Here is a 17431-nt window from a genome sequence, read left to right as displayed (position 1 = left end):
ACCATTTCTCCATCGCTAGGTGAAGGCAGACGCAACGCCGCCCGTCGATCAATTGTTGCCGACTATCATATAGCGCGAAGCGGGCATGTGAAAACGCCAAGCGCGCGGGCCTGCCGGCGCCAGCCGGCAAACCCACGCATCCTGGCGCTAAACCGCGACCCGATCAGGCCCTGACGCTGGATACGAAACGATCGATTTCCTGGCTCAGAGACCCGGAGAGTTCGGTCATTTCAGCCGCATTCTCCAGGAGCTGTCCGGCCTGCTGCCCGGCCTGATCCGACGCATTGGCGACACGGTTCACGCTTTCGGCCATCTGGGTTGAGGATTGGAAACTTTCCGACACGCTGCGGGCGATTTCCTGCGTCACCGCCCCCTGCTCCTCGACAGCGCCGGCGATCGCGCTGGAAATGCTGTCGATCTCGCTGACGATTTCTCCGATCCCGGACACGGCCTGCACCGCCCCCTTTGTCGAGGCCTGCATGCTCGCGATCTGCTGCGCGATCTGGTCGGTGGCCTTGACGGTCTGACTCGCCAGGCTCTTGACCTCGTTCGCCACCACCGCGAATCCCTTGCCCGCATCACCGGCGCGCGCGGCTTCGATCGTGGCATTCAGGGCAAGCAGGTTCGTCTGCTCCGCAATATCGGAGATGATCCCCAGGATGCTGCCGATTTCATCGGCCGCCTTCGAGAGATCCGAGATCTGCCGGTCGGTGCTGGTGACCTCGGCAACGGCGCGGCCGGCGATTTCAACCGACTTGCTGACCTGCTGGCTGATCTCGCCGATGGACGCGGCCATCTCTTCCGTCGCGGAGGATACGGTCTGCATGGTTTCATTCATTCGGCCCGACAATCCGGCCGCTTCCGTCGATTCCTCCTTCGACGTGCCCGCGGTCGCATTCATCGACTCCGCCGCGCCGCGGACGATGGAGGACATCTCTCCAACACGCTGGACGATACCGCTGACCGTCTGTTCGAAATTGTCGGCCAGGCTGTCCATGGCCTGTTTCCGTTCCGCCGCGGCGCGATCGCGGTCGATCTGGCGCTGTTCGGAGGCGCGCTGAACTTCGCGGGAATTTTCACGGAAAATCTCAAGCGTCTCGCCGATCGTACCGATTTCATCGGTGCCGCCGGTGGGAATATCCGCGTCCAGATTGCCATCCGCGATTTCGCGCATCGACGCGACCATCGCGGTCAGGCGGCGCACCAGATTGGCATGCACGAAGAACCAGGCAATTGCCGCGGCCACGACCACCGCTACGACGCCAAGCGCAATGCTCAGCAGCTTGGTTTCCTCGACGGTTCCGATCGCCGTCTGGGCATCCTCCGCGGCACTGCTCCGCGCCGAAGTCAGAATGGCGTCTGCCTGGGTGAGAAGGCCTTGCACCACCAGATCCTTGTTGGCCAGAAGTTCGACCGCCTGCGCTTCCAGCGCGATCTTTTCCCGTACCGCGGTCAAAAGGCCGTTCTCTGTGCTGCCGAGCGCAATGAGTGAATCCAGAACTTCCTTCAGGACCGGCGCCTGCCGGCTGTCATCGAATTTGACCAGCACGGAGGTCAATTTGCCCAGAACCGCCAGATACTCGCCGTCGCTTGCATGTACGGCCTCTTCCGTCGTCTCGTTGACGACCCGGTTCAGAACGCTGACCGATTGCGTCAGACTTGCCTGAAGATCGAGCGATGCCCGCAGCGGCTGAACCCGCTGTACGATCAAGGTCTGGCCCGCTTCGATGATTTCCTCGATATCGGCGTCCGCGCCCTTTTCGTCGGCCATGTCGAACATGGCGTCCGAGACCGAGATGACATCGATATTCGCTTTCGTGACCAGCGGCGGGATGATGGCGAGCCCCTTCTCGGCGGTTTCACCGACAGTCGTCATCTTTTCCGCGATCCGGGCTTCGACCTCGAAACGCGCGCGGACAGCCGCGTCCATCGCCGCGACCAGATCGCGCAGATCGCTGATGCTCTTTTCAAGCTCCGTCGCCCCGATCGACCCGGCGCCATCCTGCAGCGCCGCGATACCCGATTGCAATTTCTCCAGGGCCTGTTGCCGCGTGTTGTCGTCACCCGCGAAGGCCAAATCGGGCATGCCGGCTGCGATTCGGTTGGCAACCACCCCCAATTCCGCGGAGTTGACGATTTTCGGCACGCTCTCGCTGACCGTCTGCTCGAACAAACCACCGATCCGGCCCACGTTGAACCATGCCAGTCCGGATACCAGCACCGTCAACATGGTACAGACGGCGAAGGCCCCCATCAGTTTCGCGGCTATGCCGAGGCCTTTGCGTTGGCCCTTCGCTTTTCCGGCCTGTTCGCTTTCATCTTCGGTCGCGTGAACCAATTGTTCGTCGGACATCGTTCCCCCCTAGGAATTGTTCCGGCTCATTTCGGCACCGTTCAGGGCGCCTCATTCTCGGAACCGACATTGATTGATCCTGATGCAATCGCACCGGTTGTGGGGGTACGCTAGACAGCATTGGTTAACGAAACGGAAACAACCAAACATACACATGCCCAGACGCGCCCCGAGGCCAGGGCGGCGGCGCAAGATGCTGTAAATTCGTATAAAATGCCGTCTATTTTGCCGAGGCGGCGGCCGCCGCGATCTTCTTGATCCGGTCCACCATCGCGACCAAACCGTTCCGGCGGTTCGGGCTCAAATGCTGGTCCAGACCGATCCGGCCCATGACGTCGATGGCGTCGGTTTCCAGGATATAATCCGGCGTCTGACCGTCATAGAGTTCAAGCAGGATAGCGATCAGTCCCTTCACGATGAAGGCGTCGGAATTGGCGCGGAAACGGAGCACCGGCGGGTCGGCGCCGTCATCCTTCTCACAAACCAGCCAGACCTGGCTCATACAGCCACGCACCTTGTTTTCCTCGACCATCTCGGCCTCGGGCATCGGCGGCAGTTTCTTGCCCAGGTCGATGACATAGGCATAGCGCTCCTCCCAGTCATCGAAGAACTCGAAACTCTCGACAAGTTCGTCCACGGTCATGGTCATGCTCGAATCCGCCTTCCGCCTATGCGTCGGGCCAGGGACATAGAAGCCCGACCGGCACTTATCAACCCCGCCGTTCGATTCAGCGGGAAAGCGCCCCGAAATCCGATTGACATCACCTGCCTGCGCCCTTAAGCACGCGGCTTACCGCTCGACACCCCGCCCAACCCTGCGGTCGGTGTCATGGCATGGAGAGATGGCAGAGTGGTAATGCAGCGGATTGCTAATCCGTGACCGTGTTAAAGCGGTCCCCGGGTTCGAGTCCCGGTCTCTCCGCCATTTTCCTGAACACCCAAGGAATACACGCTGTACGGCCCGCCCCTGTCGGTAATTTGGACGCAGCGCCATTTGTGCTGTTCATCCATGCGGTTTGTCCATTTGGGGACACGAAATGCCGTACCGGTTCGGCAGTTGCCCGCACCAACTCGATGACAAACGGGCGGTCAAACCGTCTTGATCGCCGCGGCGCCTTTCGTCAGCGGCGTAATCCTGGCGAAAGCACGACTTCTTCGAATGACACGGCCGTCAGACATATTCGTCATTCTGTAACGCAGAAAACCTACCTTCATGACGTCATGGTAAGGGGCTGAAATACGAGGCAGGCAAATGGCCGAAGCCTGCCGCTTTTTCTGCCTCCAGCTACTTGTAGGCAAACACTTTTCTAGATAATTTGTAATCTTCACGCGATAATTTCAAACAATAGTGGTGCTTTTATTGCAAAATCTATTTGCTGTATTTGACCATGAGACTGACCGATCCCGATGGTCCCGACTATTCTGGCTGGCAATATTGGCAGCATTATTGGCGCGATTGATCTGGGCCGTGCTGATACCGGTTGATCCGGTTTCGGACAGTTTCGCGTACGACACTTTCGCCAGGAACCTAGCCGAACATGGAGTGTACGGGTGGACCCCGGACACGCCGAGTGCCTATTGGGCCGTGGGCACATCTGCCGTCTACGGCGCTTTCTATCGGTTTTTTGGAACCGATTCATACGTCCCCATCGTGTTCCTCAACCTGTTCGCCGGTATGGCCTGTGTCTTTTTTTCCGGATTATTGGCGGCAAAATGGTTCGGTACGACCGCCGGTGTGTTCACAGCATTCCTGATGGCTTTCTGGCCCGCCCAAGTCATGTTTACGACCGTGCTGGCCAGCGAGATCCTTTTCAACGCCGCCCTGCTGGCCGCCCTCTGGGTCGTTGAGTCCCGCAAACCCAGCATCCATTCCGTGGTGCTCGCCTCTCTATTTTTGGGGCTTGCGACCTACATCAAGCCGATTGCCCTATTGGTCCCGTTCGGGTTCGCATTGGTATGGCTGATACGTGGCATGCCTTGGCGGGCAACCGTCGGCTATACGGTGCTGTCCATGACCTTGATTGTCCTGACCGTGGCCCCCTGGAGTTATCGAAACACTGAGTTGTTCGGACAGTTCGTTTTTCTATCCACCAATGGCGGCACGAATTTCTGGATGGGAAACAACCCTGAGACCAGCGGCGAGTACCAGCCTTTGCCGGATGACACCAAGAAGCTCGACGAAGTCACTCGCGAGGCCGTGCTCAAAGCAAGGGCGACGGAATACATCAAGTCCGAACCCGTCGAATTCGTGACCAGAACAGCGGTCAAAGCTGTCCGCCTGTACGAAAGGGAAACGATCGGCGTTCTCTGGAACCAAAAGAGTCTCGAGGCAATCGGCGGCGATACCGCCATACTTGCCGCTAAGGTCATCTCGCAAATCTATTACCTCGGCGCCCTCGCGCTTGGCCTTCTCGGCATCGTTCTCGGGTTCAAGCGTGATGGTGCCTGGTTCGCCGCGCATCCCACGGTTCTGATGATCGTGTATGTCACAGCGGTCCATGCGATCATCGTCATACAGGATCGCTACCATTTCCCGGCAATCCCTTTCATAGCTGCCTGCGCCGGGCTGGCCTTTGCCCAACTGATGAAAGTGCGAGTAAAGGGAGACGCCTAGTGCCCTCAAACAAGGAAGCCGACCGAATTGAGTCCGCAATAACCGGTCACGACGGACGCGCACTTCCGCTTGTTCTGGATTTGGATGGAACCCTAATCCGTTCTGATCTTCTTTACGAACAAGCGTTGGACCTCCTTCGAAGGAAACCCGTTGAACTCTTCAACGCACTTGCGACGTCTCTTTTCGCATCCAAGGCTGCCTTGAAGGATAAAATCGCAAAACATGCGGAAATCGACCCAGCCTCGCTGCCCTATCGGGACGACCTTGTGGACTATGCCCGGCGTGCCAAGGAAAACGGGCGCTCCGTGGTGCTTGCCACAGCGAGCCATCAGGAGGTCGCACACATTGTCGCCGATCACCTCGGCATTTTCGACGCGGTCTTCGCGACAGATGCAAAGACCAATCTGAAGGGGTCGGCGAAAGCCGACAGGCTAAGCCAGGAATTTGGTGCTGGAGGGTTCGTCTATGCGGGCGACTCAAAAGCGGATGCAGCTGTCTGGCAAAAATCAGGAGGCGCCATCCTGGTCGGCAAAACCGACAAGTTGCGAAAAATCAGCTCCGCAGAAACAGAGGTCGAATTTCCCGACACCGACAACAAGGTGCTCGCGATTTTTAAGGAGATGCGGATCTATCAATGGGTCAAGAACATACTCGTTTTTGTGCCTATGTTGGCGGCGGGCAGGATCGATGATCTGGGTCTATGGCTAACGGGTATTATCGCCTTCATGTCTTTCAGCCTGATGGCCTCCGGCGTCTATATTCTGAACGATATGCTGGATCTCGAAACCGATAGGAAACATCCACGAAAACGGCTACGACCATTTGCCTCGGGCGCTTTACCGATCCAAATCGGCTTCATCCTCGCCCCGGCTCTTTTCCTCGCAAGTATTGGCCTATCGTTGATCGCCGGCCCGGCACTCACCGGTGTCCTGATGGCGTATGCGGTCTTGACGAGTTTGTACTCTATCTACCTGAAAACACAGCCATTGGTCGACGTGTTTACACTAGCCTGCTTGTACTCCGTTCGCGTATTGGGCGGAGGAGTTGCAACGGGTGTCCTTCCATCGATATGGCTTCTGAGTTTTTCGGGGCTGTTGTTCCTCTCCCTTGCATTCCTGAAGCGATATCACGAGACCGAAGCTTTGGGTCACGCATCGGAGAAGAGCCGTAGGGGCTATCACGAAGGCGAGTCGCTCATTCAAATGCAAATGGGGCTGTCCAGCGGCTTTGCCTCTGCGATCGTGTTTGCGATTTGGCTGGAGTCGAACGCGTTTTCGGCCACTTACTCCAATCAGATCGCCTTGTGGCTGGTTACCCCCCTCATATTGCTTTGGCAGTGTCGGCTTTGGCTGGCCGCTTTCCGAAACAAAATGCATGACGATCCGATCGTCTATACGGCAAAAGATCGGATCTCTTGGTACATCTTTGCGCTGTCCGGAATTCTGTATGGGGTCGGTCTGCATGCTTAGTGGACAATGCAACGTTGAAGGATACGGATCATGCACTGGATAGCTCTTCTTGTGGCAGTAGTTGCAAATGCCTTTTCAAACATCGCTTTCAAACATGCTGTAACGGCGCAGCCGATAGATAAGGGTATCACTGGGTTTCTGCGTCTGGCCCTGGAACCGTGGATGTGGCTTGGCGTTACATTGGCCATGGTGCTGTTGGGGTGCTATCTCTATGCGTTGAAGGGCATTCCGCTTTCCGTCGCCTATCCAGCGGTCACGGGCCTTGCCATGGTAGGGGTCGCTTTGGGCGGGGCGCTGGCCCTTGGTGAGAGTTTCACGCTCTTCAAGGCAACAGCCATTCTTTTCATTATTATCGGCGTCGTCATGCTGCGTTTCTCCAATTGATTTCCTTACCTGGCAATGTTGGCAGACATCTTTGGGTGCTTTCTCCTAAATCAAGAACCGAATTTTGGCCTTTACCAGCAGCAAGCCGAGAGGTCGACAAAGTCCTGGTCAAGCCTGGCTCCATCATGAAGGATTTTTTTTCGCCATAGACCCCAACTGTTAGATCTAACACTTTTCGTCCTGCGTAAAATTCAATCAGTCGGCTATTCGAACAAACCTATACCCCTTACCTTCCCGGAAAAGCAGGATATGTTCAGTTCGAACCATCGGCTTTGATGCTGAAAACGAAAAAACGGATTGCAACCACTTGCGCGAGAGGGAAGGAAAAAAGGGCTGGGTCTATCGGACTTACCCTCTGGGGGAAGATGCCGCCGAGCTTGGAACGGCGGGCCCGGTCTTCGATCTTTGGCGCGCCAAGTGTGATATGCCGCATCTGCCCGCGTGGCGTGATTTCGATTTTGGTGAATTCGTCGGCTGGCACGCGAACCTGATCCTGTACGAGGTCAAGACCGAGCCCTTCGATCTGCTGTACCGCATCTGCGGCGGTGGGGCCGCGCATGTCTACGGCAAGGACCTGACCGGGCAAACGATGCGAAGTGGCGCCGAGGGGATTCAGGAAGATATCGACCTCGCCTTCTATCAGGAAATGGCCGACGAGCGCCGCTATGGCACCTGTCAGGGGCCTGCCTATTGGCGCGGCCGCCTGTTCCTGCAACATGCCTTCCTATGCCTGCCATTGTCGGAGGACGGGGACAGGGTCACGCATTTTCTAACGGTCCTGCACCTGGAAACACTCGACAAGCTTCGATAGCCGAGTCGACGGTCACTCCGACCGCACCTGCTGCAGGAACTTGTTCATTTCAGCCCGCAACACATCGGACTGTTCCGACAGTTCCCGGGACGAGGTCCGGATCTGGTCCGCCGCCTCGCCGGTCTCCGCCGCCGCTTCCGTCACGTTATCGATGCTTGCCGAGACCTGGCTCGTCCCTTGCGCCGCCTCGTCGACGTTGCGGGAAATCTCCTGCGTCGCGGCCCCCTGCTCCTCGATCGCCGCCGCGATGGTCGAGCCGATCGCATCGATCTTGCCGATCGTTTGGCTGATCTTCTGGATCGCCTGAACCGAGTCCCTTGTCGCCAGTTGTATGCTCTGGACCTGTCCGCTGATCTCCTCGGTCGCCTTGGCGGTCTGGGTCGCGAGGCTCTTCACTTCGTTCGCGACGACAGCAAAGCCTTTGCCCGCCTCGCCGGCGCGCGCCGCCTCGATCGTGGCGTTCAACGCAAGCAGGTTCGTCTGTTCCGCAATATCTGTAATCATGGCGACGACCTCACCGATCTTGTCGGCCGCCCGAGCAAGATTTTGAATCCTGTTGTCTGTCTCACCCGCATCCTGAACGGCTTGCGCGGCAATCTGCGAGGATTGCTGGACCTGTTGACTGATTTCCAGGATCGAAGCGGTCAGTTCTTCCGAGGCGGAGCGCACCGTGTTCACGTTGTTCGACGCATCCTGCGCCGCCGACGCGACGATCGCCGATTGCTGGCTGGTATTTTCCGCGGCGCCGGACATCTTCTCAGAGGCGACCTGCAGATTGGAAGATGCCGCGGCCAGAGCACGCACGACCCCACCGACGCCCGTGTCGAACTCATCCGCCATCTTGTTCATCTCGACCTTTCGCAACCGCTCGGCTTCCTCCCGTTCCTGCGCGGCGCGTTCATCGGCGAGGCGGGCATTGGCCAACCCATCCTTGAATATCAGCAAGGCCTGGCCCATTTCGGCGATCTCGTCCTTGCCGGTGAAGTTTATCTCGGTATCGAGATCGCCATCCGCGACCGCGCGCGTCGCATTCGTCAGCGCATCCAATCTGCGGCCGACATTGCGCCCGACATAAAGCCAGGCAATCGCCAGCACCGCTACGACACTGACGGCGACGATGACGGTCAGCAATTGCTTGCTGTTCGCGAAGGCCGCCGCAATGGCTTCGTTGCCGTCATGAACCTCGTCCTTGGCACCCTGAACGATCCCGTCCACGGAAGACGACAAGGATGTGGAAACGGCGCGCGCTTCATCCAGCGCCGAGGCAGCCCTCTCCTTTGCGGCAAGATAGGATTGACGGAGTTGGATGATCCCGTCCGGCCCTTCCGCCAATCCCGTGAAGGTTTCCGCGATGGTCTTCAGTTCCTGGGCAACCTCCTTGTTCTGCATCTCCCCAATTTCGAACAGGGTTTGACGGATGGCGAGCAGAACCGCCTCCTCCAGATCCGCAATCTGTGCGGCTTCGTTCACATTCGCCACGGTCGTCAGCAATCCGGCGGCACGGTTTGCATTCGCCTCGATCTTCAACATCGTGCCGACTTCCTTCACCAGCGTATTCACCAGCGTGGAACCGCGCACGGAGTTGTCGATCATGAATTGCTGCATGGCATCCGCAAGTTCCTTGGCGACCGCGGCCCGGTGCTCCTCGATCTTCGCGCGCAACGGCTCTTCGCGATCGAGCAGCGCGACCAGGTTCCCCGTTCCGGCAACAGTGACGAAATCGCCCACTGCGGCGACCAGGTCCGGATAATCCACCTTCTTGGTAAGCTTGTCGGTCGAAGCCGTCATTGCGTCCGTTGCTGCGGCAAGCGCGGACGCCGGGCCCCCTGTAGCGACGAGTGCGATCACCTGTGCCAGGCCTGCCTGCAGTTCGTAGAGCGCGGTCAACCGCGGCAGGTCCTCGCCGGTCAATTTGTTGACGGCTTGAACACCGCCGAGGCTGAGCCCGGCCGAGCCTTTACCAACCTCACTTTGCGCGCCGGACAATACCGGGGCGATCTTCTCCAGCAAGGCACTATGAACCTGCGCGACACCAAGCGTCGCGTTATTCAGCTTTGTCGCCGCCAGAAGCCCGGCATTCACTTCATCATGCAAAGTCGTGATGGCCGTGTCGAACCGTGCCACAAGAGCGGACAGATCGTTTTGGCCGGCACCCTCGCCCGACAAGGTCTCAATGGTCGCGATCAGGTCTCTGATCGCAGACAGCCGCGTTTTCAGGTCGGCTTGAATATTGTCGCTTTCCTGGATCGTGGCCGCGGTAGACATGCTGGGCGCCGCGGCGGACAGTTCAGCGCTCTCCCGCGCCAATTCCAGCGCGGCCTCCATCGTCGGGACGGATTTCCCCGTAACCGAGGAAAAGCTGCCTTCCACCGTGTCGAACCCTTTCAGCGCGACCGCGCCCGCGGCAACGGTCAGGACCGTGACGGCACCAAAAGCAACGAACAACCGGCCCTTTATCCGGTTCAATCCAGAAAATCGACCAAACATAGTATTTCCTCCTCACCACCCGACCCCGTTTTTCGGTGTGCCGGATTGAACCCCCACCTGCTTTTCCTCGGCCACAGCATCTGCCAGCCAAAGTGCAGCCATTATTCTATGCTTCACATCCTAACATATCGTAAATTAACTAAGTGTTCTTTGCGGGTATTATGCCATGTGTGGCCCTGGATCGGCTGCTTTTTGACGGCTCCGGCGCCGGTTTCTTCAACTCGTTAGGGATCGCGGCGTCACGATGCCCTTTCCCCCGGAACGGCCTGACACCGGGCGACGCCCTGACTAAGGTTGGGATGCGAATGAAGGCGCGCCGCGATCACATGGAACTGCCGAATTGCGGTAAGCCGAACGCAACCAAGCCAAACAACAACAAGCCAATTCACACAGGGGGAAACATGTTCGGAATCGGATCGTCAGTGGCCGTGGTCACCGGGGCGGGTCAGGGTAATGGCGCCGCCATCGCCCGCGGCCTGGCGAAAGCGGGCGCCGCCGTCGCACTGGCGGACATAAATGGTGAGGCAGTGGCCGCTGTGGCCGAGGAAATAGGAAGCACCGGCGGCAAGGCCTTCGCCCGCCGCCTGGACGTGACCGATCCGTCCGCCGCCCAAGATTTCGCCGCAGCGACCGAGCAAGCCCTCGGCCCCGCCAAATTGCTGGTCAACAATGCGGGCGTCATCCATCGAACCCCGATCGATGAGGCGGACCATCCCGATGCCTGGGCAAAGACCTTTGCGGTCAATGTCGACGGCACTCGATTCATGGCCCGCGCCTATCTGGACCAGTTGATCGGAACCAAGGGCAGCGTGGTCAATCTGGGATCGATCATGTCCTTCACCACCGGGCCGGGCCTGACCGCCTATGCGGCCAGCAAGGGCGCGGTGGCGCAGTTCACAAAGGCCCTGGCCAGCGAATTGGCGCCGAAGGGTGTGCGGGTGAACGCCCTGCTGCCCGGTGTGATCGCGACACCGATGACCCAGGCGACCCGCGACAATCCGGAAGCCATCGCAAAGTTTCTGGCCCATACGCCGATGGGGCGCGTCGGCGAACCGGAAGAACTGGTCGGCCCGATCCTCTTCCTCGCCTCCGACGCCGCCAGCTACGTTACCGGCGCGCTGCTGCCGGTGGATGGAGGATATCTTACGGTTTAGGAAAATTCAGGCCTTCGCCGATCGCGCTGGCGGAAGCGATACATCTGTCCGCAGCCTCGGCGTCGATCAGGCGTGTCAGTATCCAGCGGGACAGGTCAACGCCGGCGAGACAACCGGCCGCGGTGGCGATGTTGTCGCCGTCATGCAGCACGAAGGGCTCCTCGACCGGCACCGCGCCAAAGTCCCGCAGATGACCGACCGCGGTCGGGTAGGTGGTCGCCGTCCGCCCGGTCAGGAAACCACTCGCCGCCAGGATCAGGGCGCCCGAACATTGCGACCCGACCAGTTGCCGGGCCGGGTCGAGCGCGAGCGTCTCAAGATATTCGGTATCCTTCATCAGTTTCCGCGTCATTGGCCCGCTGACATGGATGACCGCGTCGCAGCCACGCGCCTCCCCGATCAGCCCATGCGTCTTCGTTTCCAGACCGGCGGCGGAAACATGCATCGACGCGGTACCGAGTATCTTCACCGACCACCCGCCCGGCACGAGATCCGGGAACATGGTGACAGGCCGGTTCAATAGGTCCCAATGCAGGAAAAGATCTATATCCGTGAAGCCATCGAATATCACCAAGCCGACCGTCATCATCCCCATACCCCCGGTTTTCCGCCGCCTGCAGAATGGCGGCGCCGCGGACAGGCGGCAAGCCCGGCCCTGCCGGTCCCCTGGATCCGCATCGAGGCCGTCTTGCAAGCCGCATTGTCCCCGTGCTGCACTGCGGTCAACAAAGGCATGACCCGGTCCGGCTTTCCGGACTAGGCGCAAAAATTCGGGGGTGGAATCGGTAATGGCAGCCAAATCCTATGACTGCGATGTTCTTGTTGTCGGGTCCGGCGCGGGCGGCTTGGCGTCCGCGGTCAGTGCGGCGCATCGCGGGCTGAAGGTTCTGGTCGTCGAAAAGGAACCCGTCTTCGGCGGCACCTCGGCCCGGTCCGGCGGCTGGATGTGGATCCCGTGCAACGCCCCGGCAAAACGCGCCGGCATCGATGACAGCGTCGAGAAGGCGACCACCTATCTGAAACACGAGACCGGCGATCATTACGACGAGGCGCGCGTACAGGCGTTTCTGGAGGCGGGGCCCAAGGCGGTCGATTTCTTCGAACAGAAGACCAGCCTGCAGTTCGATCTGGGCCCCACTTTCGCGGATTATCATCCAACCGCGCCGGGCGGCATGGATGCGGGCCGTTCTATCGTCGCACGGCCGTTCGACGGCCGTGAACTGGGACCGGAGATCAAGCGGCTGCGCCCGCCGCTGGCCGAAATCACCTTCGTCGGCATGATGATCGGCACCGGCAAGGAACTACTGCACTTCTTCAACGTTACCCGATCGCCCATCTCGGCCTTCTTCGTCGCCAAGCTGCTTTTGAAGTTCGGCCGCGACCTGCTGTTCCACGGCCGGTCCATGCGCCTGATGAACGGCAACGCGTTGGTTGCGCGGCTGGCCAAGTCGCTTTTTGACAAGGGCGGTGAGATCTGGACGCGCGCGCCGGTCCGCCAATTGGTGAAAGACGACAAGGGCCGGATCGCCGGCGCCGTCGTCCATACCGTAACGGGAACCGTGGAAGTTCGCGCCGCGAAGGGTGTCGTGCTTGCCGCCGGCGGCTTTCCGCAGGATCCGGTGCGTCGCAAGGAACTCTTCCCGCATGCCCGAAGCGGTCACGAACATGCCTCCCCCGCCCCCCCCGGCAATACCGGCGACGGATTGCGGCTTGGCGAGGAAATCGGCGCGACCGTCGACGACACTTTGCCGAATTCGGCCGCCTGGGTGCCAATCTCGCGGCCGGTCCGCCCGGACGGCACATTGGGGACATTCCCGCATTTCGTCGACCGCTCCAAACCCGGCGTCATCGCCGTCACGCGGTCCGGCCGCCGTTTCTGCAACGAAGCCAACAGCTATCACGATTTCGGCCAGTCGATGACGAAACGATGCGGCGAAGAAGGTGGCGAGATTTGCGCCTTTTTCATCTGCGATCATCGCACCTTGCGGAAATACGGGTTGGGCTTCGTAAAACCCGCCCCTGTGCCCTACGAGCACCACATCAAGAAAGGTTACCTGTTCCGCGGCAAGACAGTGGCGGAGCTGGCCGCGCAGATCGGCGCCGATCCGGCGCAACTGACCAAGACGGTCGAGGCCTTCAACGGTCCCGCCCGCAAGGGCGAAGACCCGGAATTCGGCCGTGGCAGCACGGCCTACAACCGGTCGCTGGGCGACCCTGAACACAAACCCAATCCCTGCGTCGCGCCGATCGAGACCGGGCCGTATTACGCGGTGAAACTGGTGATGGGGGATCTGGGCACCTATGCGGGACTGCGCTGCAATGAAAACGCCCAGGTCCTGGACCAGGGCGGCCGGCCGATCCCCGGTCTCTATGCCGCCGGGAACGATGCCGCCAGCATTATGGGCGGCAATTATCCGGGCGGCGGGATCACCCTCGGCCCGGCCGTGACTTTCGGCTATATCGCGGCACGCCACATGTCCGGCGCGAACGAATAAGGGAAGTGCCCGATAATGTCCGAACATTTGGCACTTCGGACAAAAGTGATGTTCCCGGTGAATCCACGTTCACTAAATTGACAGCGTGCGTGACCGCCACTTACACTTTCGACCCAGGGCCGGCCGCGATGGAAACAGGCTCCAAAAAATGCGGATAGCCAAAAAATCCGAACAACTCAGACATCCCAAGGGAGGGAACCTAATGAAGAAGTTCATCCAAGCTCTCATGCTGTCCGCACCGCTGGTGCTGGCCGGCAACGTCGCCGCCCAGGCGGACGAATTCATTCGCATCGCGTCGGGCCCCTCCGGCGGCAGCTGGTACCCGCTGGGCGCCAAGATGGCCGAGATCTTCAGCAACATTGAAGGCATCGCGGTTTCCAACGGTCCCGGCGGCGGCGTCGGCAACGTGTTGGACGTCAACAACAAGGAAGCGGAAATCGGCTGGACCTATGGCCATACCGCCTATGACGGCCTGAAGGGCAATGCCCCGGTCTTCAAGGCTGCCAACCCGAATATCCGCCACCTCGCCACCCTCTATCCCGCCGCGATCCAGACGGCTGTTCCGAAGGATTCCAGCATCCAGGGTTACGGGGACCTGAAGGACAAGAACCTCAGCCCGGGCAAGCTGACCTGGTCCGGCTATGCCGCGGCGCAGTTGATCTTCAGCAAGTACGGCTACACGGTCGACGATGTGAAGAATGCCGGCGGCACGGTGCATCATGTCGGATATTCCGACTCCGTCTCGCTGATGAAGGACGGACATATCGACGCCTACACCGCGCTGACCAGCTTCCCGCAGGCCACCTTCCTGGACCTTGAATTCAGCCCGGGCATCCGCTTCCTGCCGGTCGATCAAGCCGTGTTGGACGATATCCGGAAGGAAAACCCCGGCTACATCCAGGTCAACCTGACGAACGAGCAGTACAAGTCGCTCGAAGGCAACTCGGTCCCGACCCTGGGCGCCGTCACCATCATGGTGGTGAACGCGGACGTTCCGGATGATGTCGTTTACGAAATCACCAAGGCCCTTTGGGATCACCACGCCGATCTGGCCCAGGTGAAGGACGTTTGGAACACGGTGAAACTGGAAAACGCCCTGCTCGGCGCAGCCCTGGACGTTCATCCGGGTGCCAAGCGTTACTATGACGAAAAAGGCGTAAAGTAAGCCGACCCGGCACTTTCTTGACGTGCAGGAAAGGTTCCGGGGCTTTTGGCCCCGGAACCTTTCGCCTTCAAGCATCACGCTTATTTCACCGATTTTCCGACATTGCGGCCGGAATCCGTTCCTGGCCATTTGCGACGCAAAGTTTGACCCGCCATGACCGATACGACCAGCACAGCGCCCGACTCAAAAACGGAATCGCTTCACTACGACGAGGTCCGGGAGTATTCAGTCTTGGAAACCGCGCTGATGCAGCGCGGCTTCGACGTCATCAAATGGCTCGCCGTCATCGTCTCTGCCGTGGCGATCGCCCTGGCGCTTTTCCACCTGTTCGTCGCGGTTTTCGGCACGCCGGAATCGCGGGCGTTCCGATCCACTCATTTGACCGGCATGATGGTGCTCGCCGTCCTGCTCTATCCGCTCGGCAGGAAAAAATGGTCCGACCGACCGGCCAGCCTGCTGCAATGGGGACTTTTCGCGCTGGACCTGGTGCTGGTCGTCGCCATCGTCGGCATTCAGATCTACACGCTCTACGACCTTGATGCCTTCAACCAGCGCGAGGGTGCACTCATACCATCCGACCTTTGGGTCGGCTCACTACTGATTGCCCTTGTGCTGGAAACGACCCGGCGCGCGGTCGGCATCCCCATGGTGCTGGTGACGCTGTTCTTTGTCGTCCACACGCTCTACGCCAACTATTTCTTCGGCTTCCTCTACGGGCCGCCGACCTCTTTCCGGAAATACATGGATATCGTCTTCATCCGGTCGGAAGGCATTTTCGGCATCCCGATCTCGGTCGCTGCGACCTATATCGTCCTGTTCATCATCTTCGGCGCTATTCTTATCCGGACCGGTGCCGGGCGCATGTTTATCGACCTTGCCATCTCGCTGACCGGCCATCGGACCGGCGGCCCGGCCAAGGCATCGGTCGTCGCCAGTGCCTTTCTGGGAACCGTTTCCGGGTCCGCCGTCGCGAATGTGGTGACCACCGGGTCCTTCACCATCCCGCTGATGAAGAAACTGGGGTACCGGTCGAAATTCGCCGGTGCGGTGGAGGCTTGCGCTTCCTCCGGCGGGCAGATCACACCGCCGATCATGGGGGCTGCCGCCTTCATCATCGCCGAATTCATGCGCGTCAGCTATTTCACGGTCATAATCGCCGCGATCATCCCGACGCTGCTGTATTTCGCGACGATCTACTTCATGGTCGATATCGAGGCGGAGAAGGACGGCATCAAACGCCTCGACCGCCGCACCCTTCCCAAGGTCTGGCACGTGTTGAAACACGGCTGGCACCAATTGCTCACCCTTGGCGTTCTGCTCGCTCTGCTCGGCATGGGCTACTCGCCGATGATGTCGGCCTTCTGGGCGATCGTCGCGCTGGTGGCGCTGAGCTTCCGCGATCCGTTGACACGAATGAGCCCGGTCGACCTGCTCGCGGCCCTCGAATCCGGTGTACGGGCGGCCATGCCGGTCACCGTCGCCTGTGGTTGCGCCGGCATCATCATCGGGTCGATCTTCGTGTCCGGCCTGGGGTTGAAGTTCACCAACGAGGTCATCAATCTCGCCGACGGCAACCTGCTTTTCCTTCTGATCCTGACCGGTATCGCCGCCATCATCCTAGGCATGGGGATGACCACGACGGCGGTCTATATCACGGTCGCCGCGCTGATCGTCCCCTCGCTGATCCAGATGAAGGTGGAACCGATGGCGGCACATATGTTCGCCTTCTATTTCGGTGTCGTCTCGACGATCACCCCGCCTGTCGCGCTGGCCTCCTTCGCCGCAGCCGCGATCGCCGGGTCCAGGCCGATGGAGACGGCGGTCGAATCCGCGCGGATCGGTATCGCCAAATACCTTGTGCCCTTCGCCTTCGTCTATAACCCAGCCCTGCTGTTCGAAGGCCCGCTGTGGTTGACCGCCGTGTCCGGCATCATGGCCTTTATCAGCCTTTGGGGTCTCTCGGTCGTGTTGGAAGGCTGGTTCAGGGGACCGATCAACGGCGTCATCCGGATCGTTCTCGCCGTCTTTTCCCTGATGGCATTGATGCCGCTTACCGAAGAAGTGGTTCCGGGCCTGCCCGGGTTCATCCTGCCGTCGGTGGGCGTCGCCGCTGTCATCGCATTCACGATCGCGCGTCAACGCATGGTTTCGGAGGCAGCACGATGAAACTGTCCAACCTCTTCATCGGCCGACCGGTCTATTGGATCCTCGCGGCGGCCATCATTGTCGGTCTGGCGGTGCTCGGTATCAACCAGATGCATGTAAAGAGCTTCGTTCCCTTCCAATTCATTGTGATGGGAATAGCCGCCGTCGCAGTGGCGGTTGTGCTCGTGGTGTACAAGCCTGGCGAACGGGCAACGCGCGACCCGATGAACCCTGACGATATCGGGTAATCGCGCATACAGGGGAAAACCCGATAAGGGACGCCGCGGCAAACGCCGTCCGGTGGGTCGGCAACGACGGCAGCGCGATGACGATGATGGGGGCTTTGTCGCGTCC

Annotated in this window: 13 protein-coding genes and 1 tRNA gene; 10 read left to right on the top strand and 4 right to left on the bottom strand. The window is 59.8% G+C overall.

The window, feature by feature from the left end; genetic code table 11:
• Positions 1 to 163 precede the first annotated feature (163 nt).
• On the bottom strand, positions 164 to 2353 hold the full coding sequence (locus ACQK2G_RS04220) for a methyl-accepting chemotaxis protein (protein ID WP_425403773.1): 2190 nt from the start codon (positions 2351 to 2353) through the stop codon (positions 164 to 166).
• Between the two features lie 220 nt (positions 2354 to 2573).
• A complete protein-coding gene (locus tag ACQK2G_RS04215) occupies positions 2574 to 3002 on the bottom strand; it encodes a SufE family protein (protein WP_425403772.1) in 429 nt (142 codons plus the stop codon).
• Between the two features lie 187 nt (positions 3003 to 3189).
• On the opposite strand from ACQK2G_RS04215, the gene ACQK2G_RS04210 reads away from it, so the two are divergent.
• The 5 genes from ACQK2G_RS04210 (at position 3190) to ACQK2G_RS04190 (ending at position 7631) form a co-directional block, all read left to right on the top strand.
• Positions 3190 to 3278: transfer RNA gene (locus tag ACQK2G_RS04210), tRNA-Ser, on the top strand.
• A gap of 426 nt (positions 3279 to 3704) precedes the next feature.
• Positions 3705 to 4967, top strand: a complete 1263-nt coding sequence (locus ACQK2G_RS04205; RefSeq protein ID WP_425403771.1) for an ArnT family glycosyltransferase — start codon at positions 3705 to 3707, stop codon at positions 4965 to 4967.
• On the top strand, positions 4967 to 6436 hold the full coding sequence (locus ACQK2G_RS04200; RefSeq protein ID WP_425403770.1) for a UbiA family prenyltransferase: 1470 nt from the start codon (positions 4967 to 4969) through the stop codon (positions 6434 to 6436). Before ACQK2G_RS04205 ends, ACQK2G_RS04200 begins: the two co-directional genes overlap by 1 nt.
• 51 nt (positions 6437 to 6487) lie before the next feature.
• The gene (locus ACQK2G_RS04195; protein WP_425403769.1) at positions 6488 to 6820 is read left to right on the top strand and encodes a DMT family transporter; all 333 of its coding nucleotides are present in this window, start codon (positions 6488 to 6490) and stop codon (positions 6818 to 6820) included.
• Between the two features lie 307 nt (positions 6821 to 7127).
• Positions 7128 to 7631: a hypothetical protein gene (locus tag ACQK2G_RS04190; protein ID WP_425403768.1), complete on the top strand. Its 504-nt coding sequence runs from the start codon at positions 7128 to 7130 to the stop codon at positions 7629 to 7631.
• 12 nt (positions 7632 to 7643) lie between these two features.
• Here ACQK2G_RS04190 and ACQK2G_RS04185 read toward each other — a convergent pair whose 3' ends face one another.
• Positions 7644 to 10118, bottom strand: coding sequence for a methyl-accepting chemotaxis protein (locus ACQK2G_RS04185; protein WP_425403767.1), 2475 nt, complete (start codon positions 10116 to 10118; stop codon positions 7644 to 7646).
• Positions 10119 to 10519: 401 nt separating this feature from the next.
• Here ACQK2G_RS04185 and ACQK2G_RS04180 point away from each other — a divergent pair, with 401 nt between their 5' ends.
• Positions 10520 to 11272, top strand: coding sequence for an SDR family NAD(P)-dependent oxidoreductase (locus ACQK2G_RS04180; RefSeq protein ID WP_425403766.1), 753 nt, complete (start codon positions 10520 to 10522; stop codon positions 11270 to 11272).
• Here the strand turns inward: ACQK2G_RS04180 and ACQK2G_RS04175 are convergent.
• The gene (locus ACQK2G_RS04175; RefSeq protein ID WP_425403765.1) at positions 11262 to 11867 is read right to left on the bottom strand and encodes a DJ-1/PfpI family protein; all 606 of its coding nucleotides are present in this window, start codon (positions 11865 to 11867) and stop codon (positions 11262 to 11264) included. The genes ACQK2G_RS04180 and ACQK2G_RS04175 overlap by 11 nt on opposite strands.
• A gap of 193 nt (positions 11868 to 12060) precedes the next feature.
• Here ACQK2G_RS04175 and ACQK2G_RS04170 point away from each other — a divergent pair, with 193 nt between their 5' ends.
• From ACQK2G_RS04170 to ACQK2G_RS04155, 4 genes are all read left to right on the top strand, one after another.
• On the top strand, positions 12061 to 13767 hold the full coding sequence (locus ACQK2G_RS04170; protein ID WP_425403764.1) for an FAD-dependent oxidoreductase: 1707 nt from the start codon (positions 12061 to 12063) through the stop codon (positions 13765 to 13767).
• Between the two features lie 202 nt (positions 13768 to 13969).
• Complete coding sequence (locus ACQK2G_RS04165) at positions 13970 to 14932, top strand: TAXI family TRAP transporter solute-binding subunit (RefSeq protein WP_425403763.1); 963 nt, start codon at positions 13970 to 13972, stop codon at positions 14930 to 14932.
• Positions 14933 to 15085: 153 nt separating this feature from the next.
• Positions 15086 to 17098, top strand: coding sequence for a TRAP transporter permease (locus ACQK2G_RS04160; protein ID WP_425403762.1), 2013 nt, complete (start codon positions 15086 to 15088; stop codon positions 17096 to 17098).
• Positions 17095 to 17325, top strand: a complete 231-nt coding sequence (locus ACQK2G_RS04155) for a hypothetical protein (protein ID WP_425403761.1) — start codon at positions 17095 to 17097, stop codon at positions 17323 to 17325. Before ACQK2G_RS04160 ends, ACQK2G_RS04155 begins: the two co-directional genes overlap by 4 nt.
• Positions 17326 to 17431: the final 106 nt, after the last annotated feature.

Origin of the sequence: Hwanghaeella sp., from assembly GCF_965227365.1 — a bacterium.
Classification (GTDB): domain Bacteria; phylum Pseudomonadota; class Alphaproteobacteria; order UBA8366; family Aestuariispiraceae; genus Hwanghaeella.
Note: the sequence above shows the minus strand (reverse complement) of the source record. Positions and strands in the feature narration are given on the sequence as shown.